The sequence below is a fragment of the Aeromonas sp. FDAARGOS 1410 genome, assembly GCF_019048745.1.
Classification (GTDB): domain Bacteria; phylum Pseudomonadota; class Gammaproteobacteria; order Enterobacterales; family Aeromonadaceae; genus Aeromonas; species Aeromonas jandaei.
This window is the reverse complement of record NZ_CP077401.1, coordinates 2,267,886-2,286,489: the sequence shown is the minus strand read 5'-3', so window position 1 is coordinate 2,286,489 and position 18,604 is coordinate 2,267,886. Positions and strand designations below refer to the sequence as shown.

The window sequence follows — 18,604 nt, the reverse complement described above, 5'->3', positions numbered from 1 at the left end:
TGTTGGTGTGGATTATTGAACCGGCCCGGTCGACCATGCCTGCGGCAATTTGTAGCCGGCAAACCGCTTGGCGGCATATGCCTTGAACTCCGCCGAGTTGTAGGCGGCCGCCACATCCCTGACAAATGGCTTCTCGCTGTCGGCCTGCTTCACAACCACCCAGTTGATAAAGTCGTAGCTGCGTTCAAGAAAGAGCCCCTGGCTAAACGGGATGCCGCTTGAGGCGGCAAAATTGCCGTTGATCACCGCAAAATCCACATCCTCCCGCGAACGGGGCAATTGCGCAGCCTCGAGCAGTACCAGCTTGAGATTGTGCGGGTTGTTCACCACATCAAACTCGCTCGCCTTGAGCGGGTTAATCCCCTTCTTGAGAGTGAGCCAGCCCAGATCCTGCAGCATCAGCAGGGCTCGCGCCTGATTGGTGGGATCGTTGGGGATAGCCACCGTACTCCCCTCTTTCAGCTGATCGAGTGTGGCCAACTTGCCTGAATAGAGCCCCATCGGCCCGGTGGGCACCTGCACAACGGGTGTCAGTGACAAACCGCGGTCTTTGCTAAAGCTCTCGAGATAAGGCTTGTGCTGGAAACAGTTCACATCGAGCGAGCCATCCGCCAGCGCAATGTTGGGGGAAACATAGTCGGTAAATTCCACCAGCCTGACCTTGTACCCTTTGGCCTCCAGCTGCGGCTTGATGGAGTCGGTCACCATGTCGGCAAAATCCCCCACCGTAGTGCCGATCACAATCTCTTGGCGATCCTGCTCACCCGCCCGGGCAGTGCCAGCCAGAGTGCCGCTCAGCAAGAGCAATAGAGAATAAAACCAGAAGGTGCGACGCAACATACAAGACTCCCTGTCACAAGACTCATCAAGGTGATAGCGGACGACTGATTTCAAATTGGAAATCTGGACGTCCAAATGGCTAATGAAGAACAACCTATCAGAGTCGGCCACCAATACCAAGCGACAAAAATGAGAAAGCTGATGAGCCGGACGACGCAGAGATGGGGAATGAAGAGAACGAAGTGCAAACAAACAGCGCCAGTGTGGCAGTGCTCAGCGGGCATCAGTTAACAAAGACAGCTAACCACCTGAGCTAACAACAAAAAGATCAATAGTGAGCGCTGATAAATGCTCTCAATAAAACACACGATCAGCTCCAATGGAATATCTAACATAAAAAAGATCAGATTTCTTTGAGGCCGATCTAACTTATGAAAACAGGTTCTTTTGGCTCTTAATCATCCATGTGTAGATTCCATTCGCACCCAGGAAGGTGCTCTATAAGATGGAGTTTAAAAATAATGAAGCAAACATCGTTAGCACTGGCGATCACAGCACTGCTGTCGGCGCTGCCAGTTGCATCTGTTCAGGCAAATGAAAGTTGTGCCCCCCTGACCGGCAAGGAAGCCGGACTGGATACCGGCCGCAGCAGCAGCGAACGCTGTCTGCCCGGCATCAACCCGCTGCAGGATCAGCAGTGGTATCTGCTCAACAGTGGCCAGGATGCCTTCAGCGCCCGTGGTGGCGTAGCAGGCAACGACCTCAACCTCTGGTGGGCACATCGCACCGGCGTGCTGGGACAGGGGGTCAATGTGGCCGTAGTGGATGATGGCCTGGCTATCGCTCACCCGGATCTGGCGGACAACATCCGTCCGGGCTCAAAAAACGTGGTGACCGGCAGCGATGACCCGACCCCGACGGATGCGGATACGGCGCACGGTACCTCGGTCTCCGGCATTATTGCGGCGGTAGACAACGCCATCGGCACCAAGGGGATCGCCCCGCGGGCCCAGTTGCAGGGGTTCAACCTGCTGGACGACAACAGCCAGCAGTTGCAGAAAGACTGGCTCTACGCCCTTGGCGACAGCGATGCCAGCCGCGATAACCGGGTGTTCAACCAGAGCTATGGCATGAGCCTGGTCGATCCCCGTCCGGCCAACGATCTGGATCAGGCCCAGCTCGACCGTCTGTTCGAACAGCAAACCCTCAAGGCGCAAAGCGCCGCCTATATCAAGGCTGCCGGCAACGGCTTCAACAAGATAGCGGCGGGCGGCTATGTGCTCAATCGCACTGGCAACGGCCCCAAATTGCCGTTTGAGAACAGCAACATCGACCCCTCAAACAGCAACTTCTGGAACCTGGTGGTGAGCGCGCTCAACGCAGATGGCGTCAGATCCTCCTACTCCAGCGTCGGCAGCAACGTCTTCCTGAGCGCCACCGGTGGCGAGTACGGTACCGACTCCCCCGCCATGGTGACCACGGATCTGCCCGGCTGCGATATGGGCTACAACCGCACCGACGATCCCCGCACCAACCGGCTGCACGGCAACCCGCAGCTGGATGCCAGTTGCGACTACAACGGCGTGATGAACGGCACCTCCTCCGCCACCCCCAGCACCTCCGGCGCCATGGCACTGCTGATGTCCGCCTACCCGGATCTGTCAGTACGCGATTTTCGGGATCTGCTGGCGCGCAGCGCTACCCGGGTCGATGCCAAACATCAGCCCGTGATGGTCAGCTACACCAGCAGCACCGGCAAGGTGCGCGACGTGAAAGGGCTGGAAGGGTGGGAGCGCAATGCCGCCGGCATGTGGTTCAGCCCGACTTACGGTTTCGGTCTGATCGACGTCAACAAGGCACTTGAGCTGGCAGCCAATCACCAGCCCCTCCCTCCGCTGGTGCAGCTGCCGTGGCAGAAGATCAATGTCACCGGCAGTGCCGCTGCCATCCCGGATGTGGGCAACAGCCCGACCAGCTCGACGACCCGCATTGCCACACCGTTGACGGTCGAAGCGGTTCAGGTGATGGTGAGCCTGGATCACCAGCGTCTGCCTGATCTTCTGATCGAACTGGTCTCCCCCGCCGGCACTCGCAGCATCCTGCTGAGCCCCTTCAACAGCCTGGTCGGCCAATCTCTCGACCAGCAGCAGCTGGGCTTTGTGCGCACCAAGGGATTGCGTGACATGCGCCTGCTCTCCCACAAGTTCTACGGTGAATCGGCGCAAGGCACATGGCGACTGGAGGTAACCGACGTTGCCAACGGTACCCGTCAGGTCTCTCTGCTCAATCGCAAGACCAAGGAGCGCACCACCCTGACCGAGCGCAACAACCGTCAACCGGGCAAGCTGATCTCATGGTCCCTGCGGGTCCTGGGTCACGATGCCAACCGCAGCTAACACGCTAGGAGTATTACCATGAACAAACCTGTTACCTTGCTTCTGGCAACCCTGCTGGCCCCCCTCTCGGGACAGCTCTGCGCCGAGGAGTCCGTCACCATGGATGGCAAGCAGTACAGCACCATAGAGGTGAACGGCCAGACCTACCTCATTCCCGACAACGGCAGCAAGAAGCGGGTTGCCCGTAGTCTGGATGACAAAGTGCCGCAGCAAAGCCTGCGCCGCGGCGACGTATTGATGCAGGGGGCGGCCAGCCCCGAGCTCACCGTCAGCGGAACCCTGCTGGTGGAAGCTGACGATGCCACAGCCAAGGCGCTGGCGACGCGCCACGGCTTGAACTTCAAGCAGAGCAGCGGCGGTATCGCCCTGCTGGAGGCCAAATCGGGCACCGATCTCAACGCCATCGCAACCAAGCTACAGAGCGAGGGGGTGAAGGTACAGATCGAGCTGTCGGGGGCCGAGCGGCAACCAAAATAGGTCTCGTCAGCGGGATAACAAAGGGGGCCATCATGGCCCCCTTTCTATTATCTTCACTGCGACAGCGGCTTACTTGCGGCCATGCTGCTCCGCCAGATAGAGCCAGGTATCGACCACGGTATCCGGGTTGAGCGACACCGAGTCTATCCCCTGCTCCACCAGCCAGGCGGCGAAGTCCGGATGATCAGACGGCCCCTGACCACAGATCCCCACGTACTTGCCCGCCTTGCGGGCAGCAGCAATGGCCATTGCCAGCAGCGCCTTGACCGCCTCGTTGCGCTCGTCGAACAGGTGGGCGATAAGCCCCGAGTCCCTATCAAGTCCAAGGGTGAGCTGGGTCATGTCGTTGGAGCCGATGGAGAAGCCGTCCACGTGCTCGAGGAACTTGTCTGCCAAGAGGGCGTTGCTCGGGATCTCACACATCATGATCACCTTGAGCCCCCGCTCGCCACGGCGCAGACCGTTCTCTGCCAGGATGGCGATCACCTGCTCCGCCTCGTTCACGGTGCGCACGAAGGGGATCATCACCTCGATGTTGGTCAGCCCCATGACATCACGCACCCGCTTGATCGCCTCGCACTCGAGGGCAAAACAGGGGCGGAAGCTGTCGGCGATGTAGCGCGACGCGCCACGAAAACCGATCATCGGGTTCTCTTCGTGAGGCTCGTAGTCACGGCCGCCCACTAGGTTGGCGTACTCATTGGACTTGAAGTCCGACATCCGCACGATCACCCGCTCCGGCCAGAAGGCGGCGGCCAGGGTGGCGATGCCCTCGGTCAGCTTGGCGACGTAGAACTCGCGCGGGCTCTCGTAGCCGGCGATCATCTTGCCGATGGTGGCCTTGAGCTCGGGGCTCTGGCTGTCGAACTCCAGCAGCGCCTTGGGGTGCACCCCGATCATCCGGTTGATGATGAACTCGAGACGGGCCAGACCGACACCGGCATTGGGCAGCTGGGCGAAGTCGAACGCTCTGTCCGGGTTGCCGACGTTCATCATGATCTTGATGGGCAGGCGCGGCATATTGCCCACCTCGGTCACCGCCACGTCGAAGTCGAGCTCGCCGTCATAGATAAAACCGGTGTCCCCTTCCGCACAGGAGACGGTAATGAGCTGGCCCGGTTCAATGCGCTTGGTGGCATCACCGCAACCCACTACTGCCGGAATGCCCAGTTCGCGGGCAATGATGGCGGCGTGACAGGTGCGCCCGCCCCGGTTGGTGACGATGGCGGAGGCCCGCTTCATGATGGGCTCCCAGTCCGGGTCGGTCATGTCGGTGACCAGCACGTCGCCGGGCTGCACTTCGTCCATCTGGCTGAGGGATGAGATGACCCGCGCCGGGCCCGCGCCGATCTTGTGGCCGATGGCGCGCCCCTCGATCAGCACCTTGCCCGCTTGCTTGAGGGCAAAACGCTCGAGGGTGTTGGCCTCCTGGCGGCTGCGCACGGTTTCCGGGCGAGCCTGGACGATGTAGAGCTTGCCATCCTGCCCGTCCTTGGCCCACTCGATGTCCATCGGGCGGCCATAATGCTGCTCGATGATAAGGGCCTGCCTGGCCAACTCCATCACCTCGGCATCCGTGATGCAAAAGCGGCTGCGCTCGGCTTCATTGGTGTCGACGATCTGCACCTGACGGCCATGGCTGGCATCGCCGGAATAGGTCATCTTGATAAGCTTGGAGCCGAGGGTCTTGCGCACCACCGCCGGGCGTCCTGCCTTGAGGGTCGGCTTGTGCACGTAGAACTCGTCGGGGTTGACGGCGCCTTGCACCACCATCTCGCCAAGGCCTTGAGCGCCGGTGATGAAGACCACATCGTTGAAGCCAGACTCGGTATCCAGGGTGAACATGACACCGGAGGCGGCGAGATCCGAGCGCACCATGCGCTGGATCCCGGCCGACAGGGCGACGCCCTTGTGGTCATAGCCCTGATGCACCCGATAGGAGATGGCGCGATCGTTGAACAGGGAGGCAAAGACATGCTTGATAGCTACCATGACGGCATCGATGCCGCGCACGTTGAGGAAGGTCTCCTGCTGGCCGGCAAAGGAGGCGTCCGGCATATCCTCGGCGGTGGCGGAGGAGCGCACCGCAAAAGAGGCATCCAAACCTGCACTCAGTCTGGCGTAAGCCTCCCGGATCGCCTGCTCCAGCGCGCTCTGGAACGGGGCTTCGATCACCCAGTCACGGATCTGCTGACCGGCCCGATTGAGGGCGGCAATGTCATCCACATCCAGATTGTCGAGCAGATGGTGGATCTTGCCGTTGAGGCCGCTTGACTCCAGAAACTCGTTAAACGCAAAGGCGGTGGTGGCAAACCCGCCCGGCACCGATACACCGGCGCCAGAGAGGTTGCTGATCATCTCGCCAAGGGATGCGTTCTTGCCGCCAACTCGTTCTACGTCCTGCATTCCGAGTTGCTCGTACCAGAGTACGTACTGTTGCACTTGCATGTCTCCAGGTTGGTGGGCAAGGTGCCATGGCACCTTTTTTGTGCCCGATTTTTATAGGTGAGTAAGGTGCGTTATTGTCTCTTTCTTCTATTGCCAACGACCATGAAAACGTTTTCTACTTATTATCAAAAAAATCCCCGAGCAAGATAGGGGATGGTCGAATGACCCGAACATTCTACAATGCCGACACAAAAAGATAACGACTCAGGTTTGCTAGCCACTTCACAACTTGGGCATGGCAGATCGGTTGACAACAGGAGGATGGTTTCGACAGATACTTCCTGGCCAGCCCCCTGGTCGATGTAACAGGAGCTCAACGTGCACACCGTATTTTATGTTTCCGATGGGACCGCCATCACCGCCGAAGTGTTCGGCCACGCGGTACTGAGCCAGTTTCCACTGGCCTTCGAGCAGATCACCATCCCCTTCGTGGAGAGCCGTGAAAAGGCGCGGCAGGTGCGGATGCGGATCGATGAACAGTTTCGCCAGACCGGGGTGCGCCCCATCCTGTTTCACACCATCATCGATCCCCAGGTGCGCGAGGAGGTACTAAAAGCCGAAGCGAGCAGTCACGACTTTCTCAACACCTTCGTCAGCCCGCTGGAGCAGGAGCTGGGGGTGAAGGCCGAGCCCCGCCCCCATCGCACCCACGGTATGGAGAACCGCAAGCTCTATGACGATCGCATCGAGGCGGTCAACTTTGCGCTGGCCAACGACGATGGCATCACCACCAAAGAGTACGATGAGGCGGACATCATCCTGATCGGGGTCTCCCGCTGCGGCAAAACCCCCACCAGCCTCTATCTGGCGCTGCAGTTCGGCATTCGCGCCGCCAACTACCCCTTTATCGAGCAGGACATGGGTGGGCTGGAGCTGCCGACGCCCCTCAAGGCCAACCGTCACAAACTGTTTGGCCTCACCATAGCGCCACAGCGGCTGCACGAGATCCGCAACCAGCGCCGCGCCAATAGCCGCTACGCCTCGCTGGAGCAGTGCGAGCAGGAGTTGGCCAGCGTGGAGCGGCTGTTTCGTCAGGAGGCGATCCGCTTTCTCGATACCAGCTCCCACTCGGTGGAGGAGATCAGCGCCAAAATCCTCGAGGCAACCGGCCTGCGTCGCCAGCTCTGTTAAGCCAGCTTGACAGCAGATAAGCCACGCCAGATGCAAAGAGGGGATAAGCCATCAAGCTTCTCCCCTCTTTTTCTGGTTATTACCCCATGGCCGCCGTGATGAAAAGCCGTCCGGGATTGCCTAACGATTGAGTTCGGGATTGTTCAGCAAACGGGCATAAAAGGGCAGCAGGCCGTGGCGCCTGCGGATCCGCTCGGCCAGCAAACAACCCGCCAGCGCCCCCACCACACCTCCGGCCAGCAGAAGCAACGGCCAGTGGTGCAACAACCCCTCATCACCCAGTACAAACCAGCCCCCCATCATGGCCGTCATCCCGACCAGCAGCAGCGGACTGGCGGCAATCAGCAGCCAGATCGTCACCAGCAATCCGCTGGCAACCCAACGCTGCAGCAGTGTTACCTCGTCACGAGTATGCCGCAGCTCATCCTGTTGCCTCTCCATCATCAGCCCTCTCCTCCCGGTCAAACACCCAGAAATCAAAACAACTCAACAAATGTCAACAAAACACAATTCGATTGGTTGAATTTCAAGCAAAACCTATCTCATCACCAGAAAATCTAATGTAAAAGCTGGTTTGCGACCAAAACACCACCACTTGACGCGGAAAAAAGGTGCATTTATGGCGAATTATCACTATTCTGCTTCCGTTGCCAGTCCAGATTAAAAATTGAAAACGACATGGCGTAACGAAATAAATACGGATTTCGTCAGGTTTTGGCTACGCATCGCGATGCTGCTCAGGAAGAGCCCAACACCGGCAAGAGACAACAGAGATAGGTAAAGGACAGATCCATGGATTTGAAACAAGACGGTGAAGAGCTGAAACGCGGCCTCAAAAACCGCCACATTCAGTTAATTGCGTTGGGCGGTGCCATCGGTACCGGCCTCTTTCTGGGGATTGCCCAGACCATCAAGATGGCAGGCCCCTCCGTACTGCTGGGTTATGCCATCGGCGGCTTTATCGCCTTCCTGATCATGCGCCAGCTCGGTGAAATGGTGGTGGAAGAGCCGGTAGCCGGCTCCTTCAGCCACTTTGCCTACAAATACTGGGGTGAGTTTGCCGGTTTCGCATCCGGCTGGAACTACTGGGTGCTCTACGTGCTGGTGAGCATGGCCGAGCTGACTGCGGTGGGTATCTACGTCCAATACTGGTGGCCCGAGATCCCGACCTGGATGTCGGCAGCCTTCTTCTTCGTGCTGATCAACACCATCAACCTCTCCAACGTCAAAGCGTTTGGCGAGATGGAGTTCTGGTTCGCCATCATCAAGGTGGTCGCCATCATCGGCATGATCGGCTTTGGCGGCTATCTGCTCATCTCCGGTGCCGGCGGCCCCGAGGCGAGCGTCACCAACCTGTGGGCTCAGGGCGGCTTTTTCCCCAACGGCATCAGCGGTCTGGTGATGGCGATGGCGGTGATCATGTTCTCCTTCGGTGGTCTGGAGCTGGTCGGTATTACCGCAGCCGAAGCTGACAACCCCGAGAAGAGCATCCCCAAGGCCACCAATCAGGTGATCTACCGGATCCTGATCTTCTACATCGGCGCCCTGGCCATCCTGATGTCCCTCTACCCCTGGGGTAAAGTGGTCGAAGGCGGCAGCCCGTTCGTGATGATCTTCCACGCACTGGACAGCGATCTGGTCGCCACCGTGCTCAACATCGTGGTGCTGACAGCGGCGCTGTCGGTCTACAACAGCTGCGTCTACTGCAACAGCCGCATGCTGTTCGGTCTGGCCAAACAGGGCAACGGCCCGAAAGTGCTGCTCAAGACCAACAAGAGCGGTGTACCGCTGGTTGCCCTCTCGGTCTCTGCCATCGCTACCCTGCTCTGCGTGCTGATCAACTACCTGATGCCGGGCAAGGCCTTCGGTCTGCTGATGGCGCTGGTGGTCTCCGCGCTGGTGATCAACTGGGCGATGATCAGCCTCGCGCATCTGAAGTTCCGCAAGGCCAAGGTCGCGGAAGGTGTCCAGCCCAAGTTCAAGGCGTTCTGGTATCCCTTCGGCAACTACCTCTGCCTCGCGTTCATGGCCGGTATTCTGGTGATCATGTATATGACCCCCGATTTCCGCATCTCGGTCGAACTGATCCCGGCCTGGCTGGTCGTACTGGGCATCGGCTTCGTCATCAAGCGCAAGGGACAGGCCCAGACCAAGGCAGCCGTCAATCTGGGTTGATAACCTGGCGTCTCCATAGCAAAAACGCCGATCATCTGATCGGCGTTTTTTATGCAAGCGAATCGCTCACTGTTCACCAGCCGGTGCCTTGGCGGATAACGGCTCTGTACGGGTAGGGCTGTTGACGCAGCACTCCTCCTGAAAAAAGGCGATGATCTCTTCCAGTACCGCATATTGGGAGACGCAAAGCAGGGTGCGGCTCTCGCGGTTCTGCTTCACCAGCCCGACTGAGACCAGTGCCGCAATATGATGGCTGAGGGTTGATCCCGGGATCTCCAGCTGCTTTTGCAGCTCACCCACCGGCAACCCCTGCTCTCCCGCTTTGACCAGATGTTTGAAGATAAACAGACGGGTTGGATGACCCAGCTCCTTCAACGCCTTGGCAACCTCTTCCAGCTCCATTCTCATCCCCCTGTGACGCTGCAATATTTCGATAATACCAGAAATATCTTGACCGCCACATCATTTCGAATATTTTAGAAATATAGTTTTCACCAAGAGAGTATGATGATGAACCACTGGTTACCGATGCTGACTGATGCATCCCATATGTTTTTATTCCTGGCTTTTGAGCTTTCCATCCTATTTCTGGTCATCAGTGCAGGGGTCAGCTTGCTACGGCAAAAGATCCCCGATGAGAAGATCCAGCGCCTGCTGGGGGCACGTAAAGGCAGAGGCTACTTGCTCTCTGCGTTGCTCGGTGCCGTCACCCCTTTTTGCAGTTGCTCCACCATCCCCATGCTGAGAGGATTGCTCTCCGCCAAAGCCGGTTTTGGCCCGACCATCACCTTTCTTTTCATCTCCCCGCTCTTGAATCCCATCATCGTCGGCTTGATGTGGGCCACATTCGGCTGGAAAGTGACACTGCTCTACGCAGTGATTGCCGCCAGCGTCTCCATGCTGGCCAGCCTGCTGTTCGACAAAATGGGGTTCGAACGGCATGTCATTGATGCCAAAGAGGCCATCTCCGGTAGTTGCACCACCGGTTGCAAACCCGGCACCAAGAGATCCTCTCCGGCGCAAACCGCCTGCTGCATAACCAACGCAAGTCCCATCAAGGCCATGCGGCCGATGGCAAGCGCCGCCTGCTGTAGTACCTCAGCCCTGAGTGCAGAGGTCCCCCCCCTCTCGTGCTGCCCGGATATAGCTACGACCCCGGTTGCTACAGAAATGCTGCCTGCCCAGTTGCGCAAGGCAGGTGCCGATGCCTGGCAGCAGTTTCGCGATGTAATGCCTTTCCTGCTGCTTGGCGTACTCATCGGCTCTTTCATCTATGGCTTTATTCCAGCAGAGTGGATCGCCGCCCATGCCAGCGCCGACAACCCGCTGGCCATCCCCTTCAGCGCCATCGTCGGGATCCCGCTCTATATTCGTGCCGAGGCAGTGATCCCGCTGGCGTCGGTACTGCTGGGCAAAGGGATGGGAATGGGCGCCGTGATGGCCCTTATCATCGGCAGCGCCGGCGCCAGCCTGACCGAAGTGATCTTGCTCAGATCGATGTTCAAAGCCCCTATGATAGTGGCCTTCCTGACCGTGATCCTCGGCATGGCTGTCCTGATGGGCTACCTCACGCAGTTGCTGTTCTAACAACCCTCCCCCCAGATATGAAAAACGCCGATCGGATGATCGGCGTCTTATTTATTACGGACAAAAATCCGTGGCTCACCGTTACAGATGCTGCTGGATGATGGGGTACAACTCCTCAACTTTACGGGCAATATGATCGGGTTTGTGCTCCCACAGCTCCGGGGTTGAGTGGCTATAGGCGACAGCAACAGAGATCACCCGGGCGGTGCCGCCAAGCTCGGCTTGCAGATTGCGGGCAAACTGCACATCCGCCTCATGATCGCCGATATAGAGCAGTGATGCGCTGCGTACCGTGCCCAAAATGGACTCCAGGCATTTGATGCCGCCCAAGGGGTGCGGTTTTTGCTGCTGCGCGGGGAGATCATCGTAACCTACCACAGCCTTGAACTGTCCGTTTACGCCATGCTGCTCCAGCACCCGGCGGATATTTTTTTGGGAGTTTTGCGAACAGATCCCGTGGGGAATGGCTGAGAAATGGCCTATCACCGCCTCCAGCCCGGCAAAGAAATGCACGTCTGTTTGGTTCATCTCCTGATGCTTTGCCCAGAGCGAACCGGCCAGCAGCATCTCGGCCTGTGACATGCCGTAGTAGTCGACATAGAGGGCCTGCCAATTTTTGGCAGCATGGTTGGCATAGTGATAGTCGGCTTCACTGCGCAAATAGCGGGGTAGATTGTCGCCGGTCAGATGAGGCGCCACCTCGGCCAGAATATTTTTAGTGATGTCGATATTCTTGGGCACCGAATTGACCAGGGTGCCATCGTAATCCCACAAAATTGCGTCCAACTTCATTCTCTTGCCCTTTTACTGCGTTACATCACGTGATGCCATGTTACTTGGCCAAAGCGTTCATACCAAACAGTGGCGCCAATAGCAGAGAGGCCAGTGCTGCTGCAGTAGCACAATTTTTTAATGTGTAAAGACACAATAATAAGGCTCTCTGTCATACTCAGATGAAGCATTCCGTTACTCAACACCGGAGCCTGATCATGGCCAGCAGCGCGCTTCACACCATAGATACCGAAGTAGAGTTGACCGACAACATCCAGCTGGTATCGACCACGGACCTCAAAGGGGACATCACCTACGCCAACCCGGCGTTTTGCCAGGTGGCAGGGTACCGCCTCGAAGAGATGATCGGCCAGCACCACAATCTGGTCCGCCACCCGGACATGCCCAAAGCGGCATTTGCCGATCTCTGGGCCCATCTGCAAGCTGGGAAACCATGGCGCGGGCTGGTCAAGAATCGCTGCAAGGATGGCCGCTACTACTGGGTTGACGCCTATGTCACCCCTATCTATGAGGGGGGTAAGATCTCGGGTTACCAGTCGGTACGCTGTCGCCCCGCCCAGGAGCACAAGGCTCGGGCCGATAAAATGTACAAGGTGCTCAGAGCCCGAGAAAGCGGCTCAGCCATCCGCTTTGGCCAGAACCTGCTGACGCCGACCATGTTCAGCATTCCGCTGCTGCTGGTTTGCGCCGCCATGGCTCTCTGGCTACTCCCCCCCATCCAGGCCTTGCTGATCATCGCTCCCCTGCTGGCCGTGCTCTGGCTAAACCGCCACCCGCTCTTTTTGACACCAAGATACCTGCAGCGGCTCGAGCAGGATTACGACAGCATCAGCCGCCTCATCTTCTCGGGGGATGCCCCCCACAGCATCGCCGATTTCCATATCAAACTCGGGCAAGCGAGGATCCGTACCGTGCTCGGCCGGGTTGACGATGCAACGGGCTCGCTCAACAGCATGGCCAACGATCTGCAAGGTTCAGCCTCGCTGGCCAGTAAGGATATCTCCTCGCAGGATACCCAGATCCAGCAGATAGCCACAGCCGTGACCCAGATGGCCTCAGCGGCAGAGGAGATCAATCGCAATATTCAGGACAGCAACCAGCAGATTGAAGAGGCTCGCCACCACTGCACCACCACCAACAAGCAGCTCTGCGAGGCGGGAGAGGAGATCGCGACACTGGCAACCCAGGCGGAGCAGGCATTCCAGTCAGCCGTCGAGCTGGCCAGCGAATCGGAGCGGATCGGCAGCATCATGACTGAAATTCGCGGCATTGCGGATCAGACCAACCTGCTGGCACTCAATGCTTCCATTGAAGCGGCACGAGCGGGCGAACAGGGGCGCGGTTTTGCCGTGGTCGCCGATGAGGTGCGCAACCTGTCTACTCGTACCCACAAGGCTACCGAGCAGATCCAGAGCAGCATCGGCCACATCCAGCACACGCTGGGGGGATGGAAAGAGATGATGCACCTCAATGTGACTCGTACCAACGCCTGTCTTGCCACTACCCGGGCAAGTACCGGCAACCTGAATCAGGTCGTAGTCGAGATCGACAAGGTCTCGGATTTTTCCAACCAGATTTCCGCCGCGGCCACCCAACAGCAAGCAGTCATCGAAGAGATCAGCCGCAATATCAACCTGATCTCCTCGCTCTCCCACGACAACAGCCTCAAGATCGACAAGGTGAGCGAGACCAGCGCCAGCCTGCTGAACAAGGCAAGCCAGCTCAAAGAGCTGAGTCGCACTTTCGGCTAGCGGCCAGCCCTCCCATAGCAAACAGGGCCACCCGTTTGGGTGGCCCTGTTGTTTATAGGCTTACTCCGGGCACGTCCTTATTTGGCGTAATCCTCGGTCGGGATGCAGGCGCAGAACAGGTTTCGATCACCATACACATCGTCGATACGGTTGACCGATGGCCACAGTTTGGCGGCGCGCACGGCCTCGGACGGGAAAACCGCCTCGGCGCGGCTGTAGCCACGATTCCACTCTGCATCCATCACATCATCCTGGGTGTGCGGCGCATTGACCAGCGGGTTGTCGGTGAGACTCCACTGCCCCTCCTGCACCTTGGCAATCTCGGCGCGGATGGACGTCATCGCCTCGACGAAGCGGTCCAGCTCGCGCTTGGATTCCGACTCGGTCGGTTCGACCATCAGGGTGCCCGCCACCGGGAAGCTCATGGTCGGTGCGTGGAAGCCGTAGTCCATCAGCCGCTTGGCTACGTCCATCTCGCTGATGCCGGAAGCCTCCTTGAGCGGGCGGATATCCAGAATGCACTCGTGAGCCACCCGGCCGTTACGGCCGGAATAGAGCACCGGGAAGGATTCACCCAGCTTCTTGGCCAGATAGTTGGCGTTGAGGATGGCCACCTGAGTGGATCTCTTCAGCCCCTCGTCCCCCAGCATGGCGATATACATCCAGCTGATGGGCAGGATGCTGGCCGAACCGAACGGTGCGGCCGACACGGCGCCGTTATCACGGCTCTCCTTGTCGGTCTTGACTACGGCGTGACCGGCCACGAACGGTGCCAGATGCTTCTTCACGCCGATGGGGCCCATGCCCGGGCCGCCACCGCCGTGAGGAATGGCGAAGGTCTTGTGCAGGTTGAGGTGAGAGACGTCCGCCCCGATAAAGCCCGGCGCCGTCAACCCGACTTGCGCGTTCATGTTGGCGCCGTCCAGATAGACCTGACCACCGTGCTGGTGAACGATGTCGCACACCTCCTTGATGGTCTCCTCATACACCCCGTGGGTGGAGGGGTAGGTCACCATCAGACAGGAGAGTTGATCCCCCGCCTCGGCGGCCTTGGCGCGCAGGTCATCGAGATCCACGTTACCGGACTTGTCACAGGCGGTGACGATCACCTTGAGCCCCGCCATCTGGGCAGAGGCCGGGTTGGTACCATGGGCAGAAGCCGGAATGAGGCAGATGTCGCGATGCCCCTCGCCGCGGGATTCGTGGTACTTCTTGATGGCCAAGAGACCAGCGTACTCACCCTGAGCCCCGGAGTTGGGCTGCATGCAGACCGCATCGTAACCGGTCACCTTCACCAGCCAGTTTTCGAGGTCGGCCAGCAGCAGCTGGTAACCCTTGGCCTGCGCCAGCGGAGCGAACGGGTGCAACTTGCCAAACTCGGGCCAGGTCACCGGGATCATCTCGGCGGTGGCGTTGAGCTTCATGGTGCAGGAACCCAAGGAGATCATGGCGTAGTTGAGCGCCAGATCCTTGGCTTCGAGGCGGTGGATATAACGCAGCATCTCGGTTTCGGAGTGGTACTTGTTGAACACCTCGTGGGTCAGCACGGCGTCGGTGCGCAGCAGATCCTGCGGGATGGCATGATGGGCCTGAGCCGCCTTGTCGAGAGCCTCGATATCGAGCCCGTGACCTTGACCGAGGAAGAGATCGAACAGCTCGACCACATCAGCGCGGGTGGTTGTTTCAGAGAGTGACACCCCTACCGCGCCATCCAGATCGGCGCGCAGGTTGATGCCCAGCCCCTCGGCCTTGGCGATCAGCGCCGCTTTGTCGGCAGTCTGCACGGTCAGGGTATCGAACCAGCTGGCATGCTTGAGGGCCACACCCTTGGCCTTGAGGCCGAGCGCCAGAATGGTGGTGAGACGGTGCACGCGGGAGGCGATGGTTTTCAGCCCCACCGGGCCGTGGTAGACGGCGTAGAAGCTCGCCATGTTGGCCAGCAGCACCTGAGCGGTACAGATGTTGGAATTCGCTTTCTCGCGGCGGATATGCTGCTCGCGGGTCTGCATAGCCATACGCAGCGCGGCCTTGCCACGGGCATCCTTGGAAACGCCGATAATGCGGCCCGGCATGGAGCGCTTGTAGGCATCGCGGGTAGCGAAGAAGGCGGCGTGCGGGCCACCGTAACCCATGGGCACGCCAAAGCGCTGGGCGGAGCCCAACACCACGTCGGCACCCAGCTCGCCCGGGGATTTGAGCAGCAGCAGGGAGAGCAGATCGGCGCTGACGCAGGCCAACCCTTTCTGGGCCTGTACTGCGGCAATCAGAGCACGCAGATCTTTCACCTCACCTGTGGTGGTGGGGTATTGGAACAGGGCACCGAACACCTCTTCGCTCACCGCATCGCTCGCGGCGCCGACCGCCACGTCGAAACCAAAGTGCACCGCGCGCTCCTTGACCACGTCGATCACCTGCGGGTGCACGTCATCGGCCACAAAGAAGAGGTTGGATTTGGACTTGGCCATCCGCTTGGCCAGCGCCATCGCCTCGGCGGCGGCGGTCGCTTCATCCAGCAGGGAGGCGCTCGCCAGATCCATGCCGGTGAGATCCAGCGTCAGCTGCTGGAAGTTGAGCAGGGCTTCGAGACGGCCCTGTGCCAGCTCGGGCTGGTAGGGGGTGTAGGCGGTATACCAGCCCGGGTTTTCCAGCACGTTGCGCAAAATGACATGGGGCACATGGGTATCGTGATAACCCATGCCGATATAGCTCTTGGCAATCTTGTTCTGGGCGGCATAACCCCTGAGCTTGGCCAGCGCCTCCACTTCGGTCATGCCGGCACCGATGCCGAGCGGGCCCGGCAGGCGAATGGCGGCGGGCACGGTCTGGGCAATCAGATCGTCCAGACTCTCGGCCCCGACGGTCGCCAGCAGCTGGCGCAGCTCTTCCTCGCCCGGGCCGATATGGCGGCGGACAAAATCGTGTTTTTGTTCGAGTTCAAACAGTGACTGGGTCATTTCCCTGATTCCTGATAAATAGGTCCTGCTAATAAATCCTGTATAGACAGTGCTGATAGCCAGCCGTGCCGGCTTCACTCATGTTCGCTATGCCGCTGTCAGAACAAAGTGGTACCGGATGCTCACGGGCATCCCGGGGGTCACCCTGTAAACAGACCTCAAACCGTACCTGAGGGTTGAATATGGGTCACTTCACCCGCCTGCAGACCCGGGGCCTGCAGCCATACAAATAGGCCCCGCACTCGCAGGGCCCAAGGGCATTACTCTTCGTCCACCACGTTCTGGTAGCCCTCGGCATCCAGCAGGTTGGCCAGTTCACCTGCGTCATCCAGCTTGATGCGATAGAGCCAGCCTGCGCCGTAGGGGTCGGAGTTGACCAGCTCGGGGCTCCCCTCCAGCTCTTCGTTGACGGCAATGATCTCGCCGCTCACCGGGCTGTAGATGTCGGAGGCAGCCTTGACCGACTCGGCCACGGCGCAGTCGTCACCGGCACTCACCTGCTTGCCCACTTCCGGCAGCTCGACAAACACCATGTCACCCAGCAGCTCCTGGGCGTGCTCGGTGATGCCGACCACGGCCTCACCGTTGCCTTCGACACGGATCCACTCGTGGGAAGTGGCATATTTCAGTTCGCTCGGGATATGGCTCATCTCTGTTTCCTTTGATCTTTGAGTCGGGTTGAAACGCTCATTGCTAAATCGGGCAGGCGGACGCCTGCCCGCCTGCAAATGTAAGGGGGTTATGCCAGCTTCTGGCCGTTGCGCACGAAAGCAGGCTTGGTGACCTTCACGGTGACCAGCTTCTTGCGGATCTCCACCTCGGCCCGCTCGCCAATATCGCGGGGCACCCGCGCCAGCGCGATGCTGTAGCCGAGGGTGGGCGAGAAGGAGCCGGAGGTGATCACACCTTCCCGCTTCTCACCGTTTGCCGCGGTGAAGGTGACCGGCATGCCGGCACGCAGCACCCCTTTCTCCTCCATCACCAAGCCCACCAGCTTGGGCTGGTTGCCCGCCGCTTTCTGGGCTTCCAGCGCAGCGCGGCCGATAAAGTTGCGATCAGTCGGCTCCCAGGCGATGGTCCAGGCCATGTTGGCGGCGAGCGGAGAGATTGACTCGTCCATATCCTGACCGTAGAGGTTCATGCCAGCTTCGAGGCGCAGGGTATCGCGGGCACCGAGACCACACGGGGCGACCCCGTTATCCAGCAGTGCCTGCCACAGCTCGCAGGCTTTCTCTTGCGGCACCACGATTTCATAACCATCCTCGCCGGTGTAGCCGGTGGTGGCGATAAAGAGATCGCCAGCCTGCACGCCGAAGAAGGGCTTCATCCCCACCACGGCAGTGCGCTGGGCGGCGCTCAGCACGGTAGCCACCTTGAGCTTGGCGTTGGGCCCCTGCACCGCGATCATTGCAAGCTCGGGGCGCTCGGTCACGGTGACATCAAAGTCGATGGCGTGATGGCGGATCCAGGCCAGGTCCTTCTCGCGGGTGGCGGAGTTGACTACCAGTCGGTAGAAGGTATCGGTCAGGTAATAAGTGATGAGGTCATCGATCACCCCGCCTTCCGGGTTGAGCATGCCGCTGTAGAGGGCCTTGCCGGAGACGGTGAGTTTGGCCACGTCGTTGGCCAGCAGGTGTTGCAGAAAGGCTTTGACCCGTTCGCCGGTCAAATCGACGATGGTCATGTGGGAGACGTCGAACATGCCGGCATCGCTGCGCACCGCGTGGTGCTCTTCCAGCTGGGAGCCGTAGTTGATGGGCATCTCCCAACCGTGGAAGTCCACCATCTTGGCGCCCGCTTCCAGGTGTTTGGGATGCAGTACTGTAGTCTGGATCATCGCATTCTTTCCTTAGCAAAAAGCCTTTTCGCTTCAGCGACAGCCCTTGCGATCCGCATCTTCACCCCGGCAGCGCTGCGCCGCAGCGGGAATACTATCGGATCACAGGGTGTGGCTCGCTCCTGCCCTTGCCAGGCAAGAGGGATTCCTTGAACGGAGCGGATTATATGACAAGCCGTCGAGCGTGCCGCTCAAAAAAAACTAATCCCCTCCCCGTAAACTGACTCAAGACACTAAGATAAATGGCGCGATAAAAACAGCCTCAAGCGGCCATAG

14 protein-coding genes are annotated in these 18,604 nt (G+C 59.2%); 6 read left to right on the top strand and 8 right to left on the bottom strand.

Going from position 1 to position 18,604, the window contains the following annotated elements; genetic code table 11:
• Window positions 1-12 precede the first annotated feature (12 nt).
• Window positions 13-840 (bottom strand): MetQ/NlpA family ABC transporter substrate-binding protein, encoded by an 828-nt coding sequence (locus I6L40_RS10745; protein ID WP_071911480.1) that lies wholly within the window; start codon window positions 838-840, stop codon window positions 13-15.
• Window positions 841-1,301: 461 nt separating this feature from the next.
• Between I6L40_RS10745 and I6L40_RS10740 the strand changes: the two genes are divergently transcribed.
• On the top strand, window positions 1,302-3,176 hold the full coding sequence (locus I6L40_RS10740; RefSeq protein WP_071911481.1) for a S8 family serine peptidase: 1,875 nt from the start codon (window positions 1,302-1,304) through the stop codon (window positions 3,174-3,176).
• Window positions 3,177-3,194: 18 nt separating this feature from the next.
• Window positions 3,195-3,653, top strand: coding sequence for a hypothetical protein (locus tag I6L40_RS10735; protein ID WP_104015108.1), 459 nt, complete (start codon window positions 3,195-3,197; stop codon window positions 3,651-3,653).
• Window positions 3,654-3,722: 69 nt separating this feature from the next.
• Here the strand turns inward: I6L40_RS10735 and ppsA are convergent, their stop codons facing one another.
• Window positions 3,723-6,101: a phosphoenolpyruvate synthase gene (gene ppsA / locus I6L40_RS10730; RefSeq protein ID WP_216994242.1), complete on the bottom strand. Its 2,379-nt coding sequence runs from the start codon at window positions 6,099-6,101 to the stop codon at window positions 3,723-3,725.
• 318 nt (window positions 6,102-6,419) lie between these two features.
• Between ppsA and I6L40_RS10725 the strand changes: the two genes are divergently transcribed.
• On the top strand, window positions 6,420-7,232 hold the full coding sequence (locus I6L40_RS10725) for a pyruvate, water dikinase regulatory protein (RefSeq protein ID WP_033116017.1): 813 nt from the start codon (window positions 6,420-6,422) through the stop codon (window positions 7,230-7,232).
• A 120-nt stretch (window positions 7,233-7,352) separates the two neighbouring features.
• Here I6L40_RS10725 and I6L40_RS10720 read toward each other — a convergent pair whose 3' ends face one another.
• A complete protein-coding gene (locus I6L40_RS10720; protein ID WP_108572476.1) occupies window positions 7,353-7,676 on the bottom strand; it encodes a hypothetical protein in 324 nt (107 codons plus the stop codon).
• Window positions 7,677-8,024: 348 nt separating this feature from the next.
• Here I6L40_RS10720 and I6L40_RS10715 point away from each other — a divergent pair, with 348 nt between their 5' ends.
• Entirely contained in the window at window positions 8,025-9,407 is a 1,383-nt protein-coding gene (locus I6L40_RS10715; protein WP_156852039.1) for an amino acid permease, read from the top strand.
• 66 nt (window positions 9,408-9,473) lie between these two features.
• Here I6L40_RS10715 and I6L40_RS10710 read toward each other — a convergent pair whose 3' ends face one another.
• Window positions 9,474-9,809, bottom strand: a complete 336-nt coding sequence (locus I6L40_RS10710) for a helix-turn-helix transcriptional regulator (RefSeq protein ID WP_043849830.1) — start codon at window positions 9,807-9,809, stop codon at window positions 9,474-9,476.
• Window positions 9,810-9,917: 108 nt separating this feature from the next.
• On the opposite strand from I6L40_RS10710, the gene I6L40_RS10705 reads away from it, so the two are divergent.
• On the top strand, window positions 9,918-10,994 hold the full coding sequence (locus I6L40_RS10705; RefSeq protein ID WP_071911487.1) for a permease: 1,077 nt from the start codon (window positions 9,918-9,920) through the stop codon (window positions 10,992-10,994).
• A gap of 81 nt (window positions 10,995-11,075) precedes the next feature.
• Here I6L40_RS10705 and I6L40_RS10700 read toward each other — a convergent pair whose 3' ends face one another.
• On the bottom strand, window positions 11,076-11,786 hold the full coding sequence (locus tag I6L40_RS10700) for an HAD family hydrolase (RefSeq protein WP_071911489.1): 711 nt from the start codon (window positions 11,784-11,786) through the stop codon (window positions 11,076-11,078).
• 197 nt (window positions 11,787-11,983) lie between these two features.
• Between I6L40_RS10700 and I6L40_RS10695 the strand changes: the two genes are divergently transcribed.
• Window positions 11,984-13,537 (top strand): PAS domain-containing methyl-accepting chemotaxis protein, encoded by a 1,554-nt coding sequence (locus tag I6L40_RS10695; protein ID WP_216994241.1) that lies wholly within the window; start codon window positions 11,984-11,986, stop codon window positions 13,535-13,537.
• 77 nt (window positions 13,538-13,614) lie between these two features.
• Here I6L40_RS10695 and gcvP read toward each other — a convergent pair whose 3' ends face one another.
• The 3 genes from gcvP to gcvT form a co-directional block, all read right to left on the bottom strand.
• On the bottom strand, window positions 13,615-16,491 hold the full coding sequence (gene gcvP / locus I6L40_RS10690) for an aminomethyl-transferring glycine dehydrogenase (RefSeq protein ID WP_216994240.1): 2,877 nt from the start codon (window positions 16,489-16,491) through the stop codon (window positions 13,615-13,617).
• Between the two features lie 260 nt (window positions 16,492-16,751).
• Window positions 16,752-17,141 (bottom strand): glycine cleavage system protein GcvH, encoded by a 390-nt coding sequence (gcvH, locus tag I6L40_RS10685; RefSeq protein WP_033116021.1) that lies wholly within the window; start codon window positions 17,139-17,141, stop codon window positions 16,752-16,754.
• An 89-nt stretch (window positions 17,142-17,230) separates the two neighbouring features.
• Window positions 17,231-18,328 (bottom strand): glycine cleavage system aminomethyltransferase GcvT, encoded by a 1,098-nt coding sequence (gene gcvT, locus I6L40_RS10680; protein ID WP_216994239.1) that lies wholly within the window; start codon window positions 18,326-18,328, stop codon window positions 17,231-17,233.
• Window positions 18,329-18,604 lie beyond the last annotated feature (276 nt).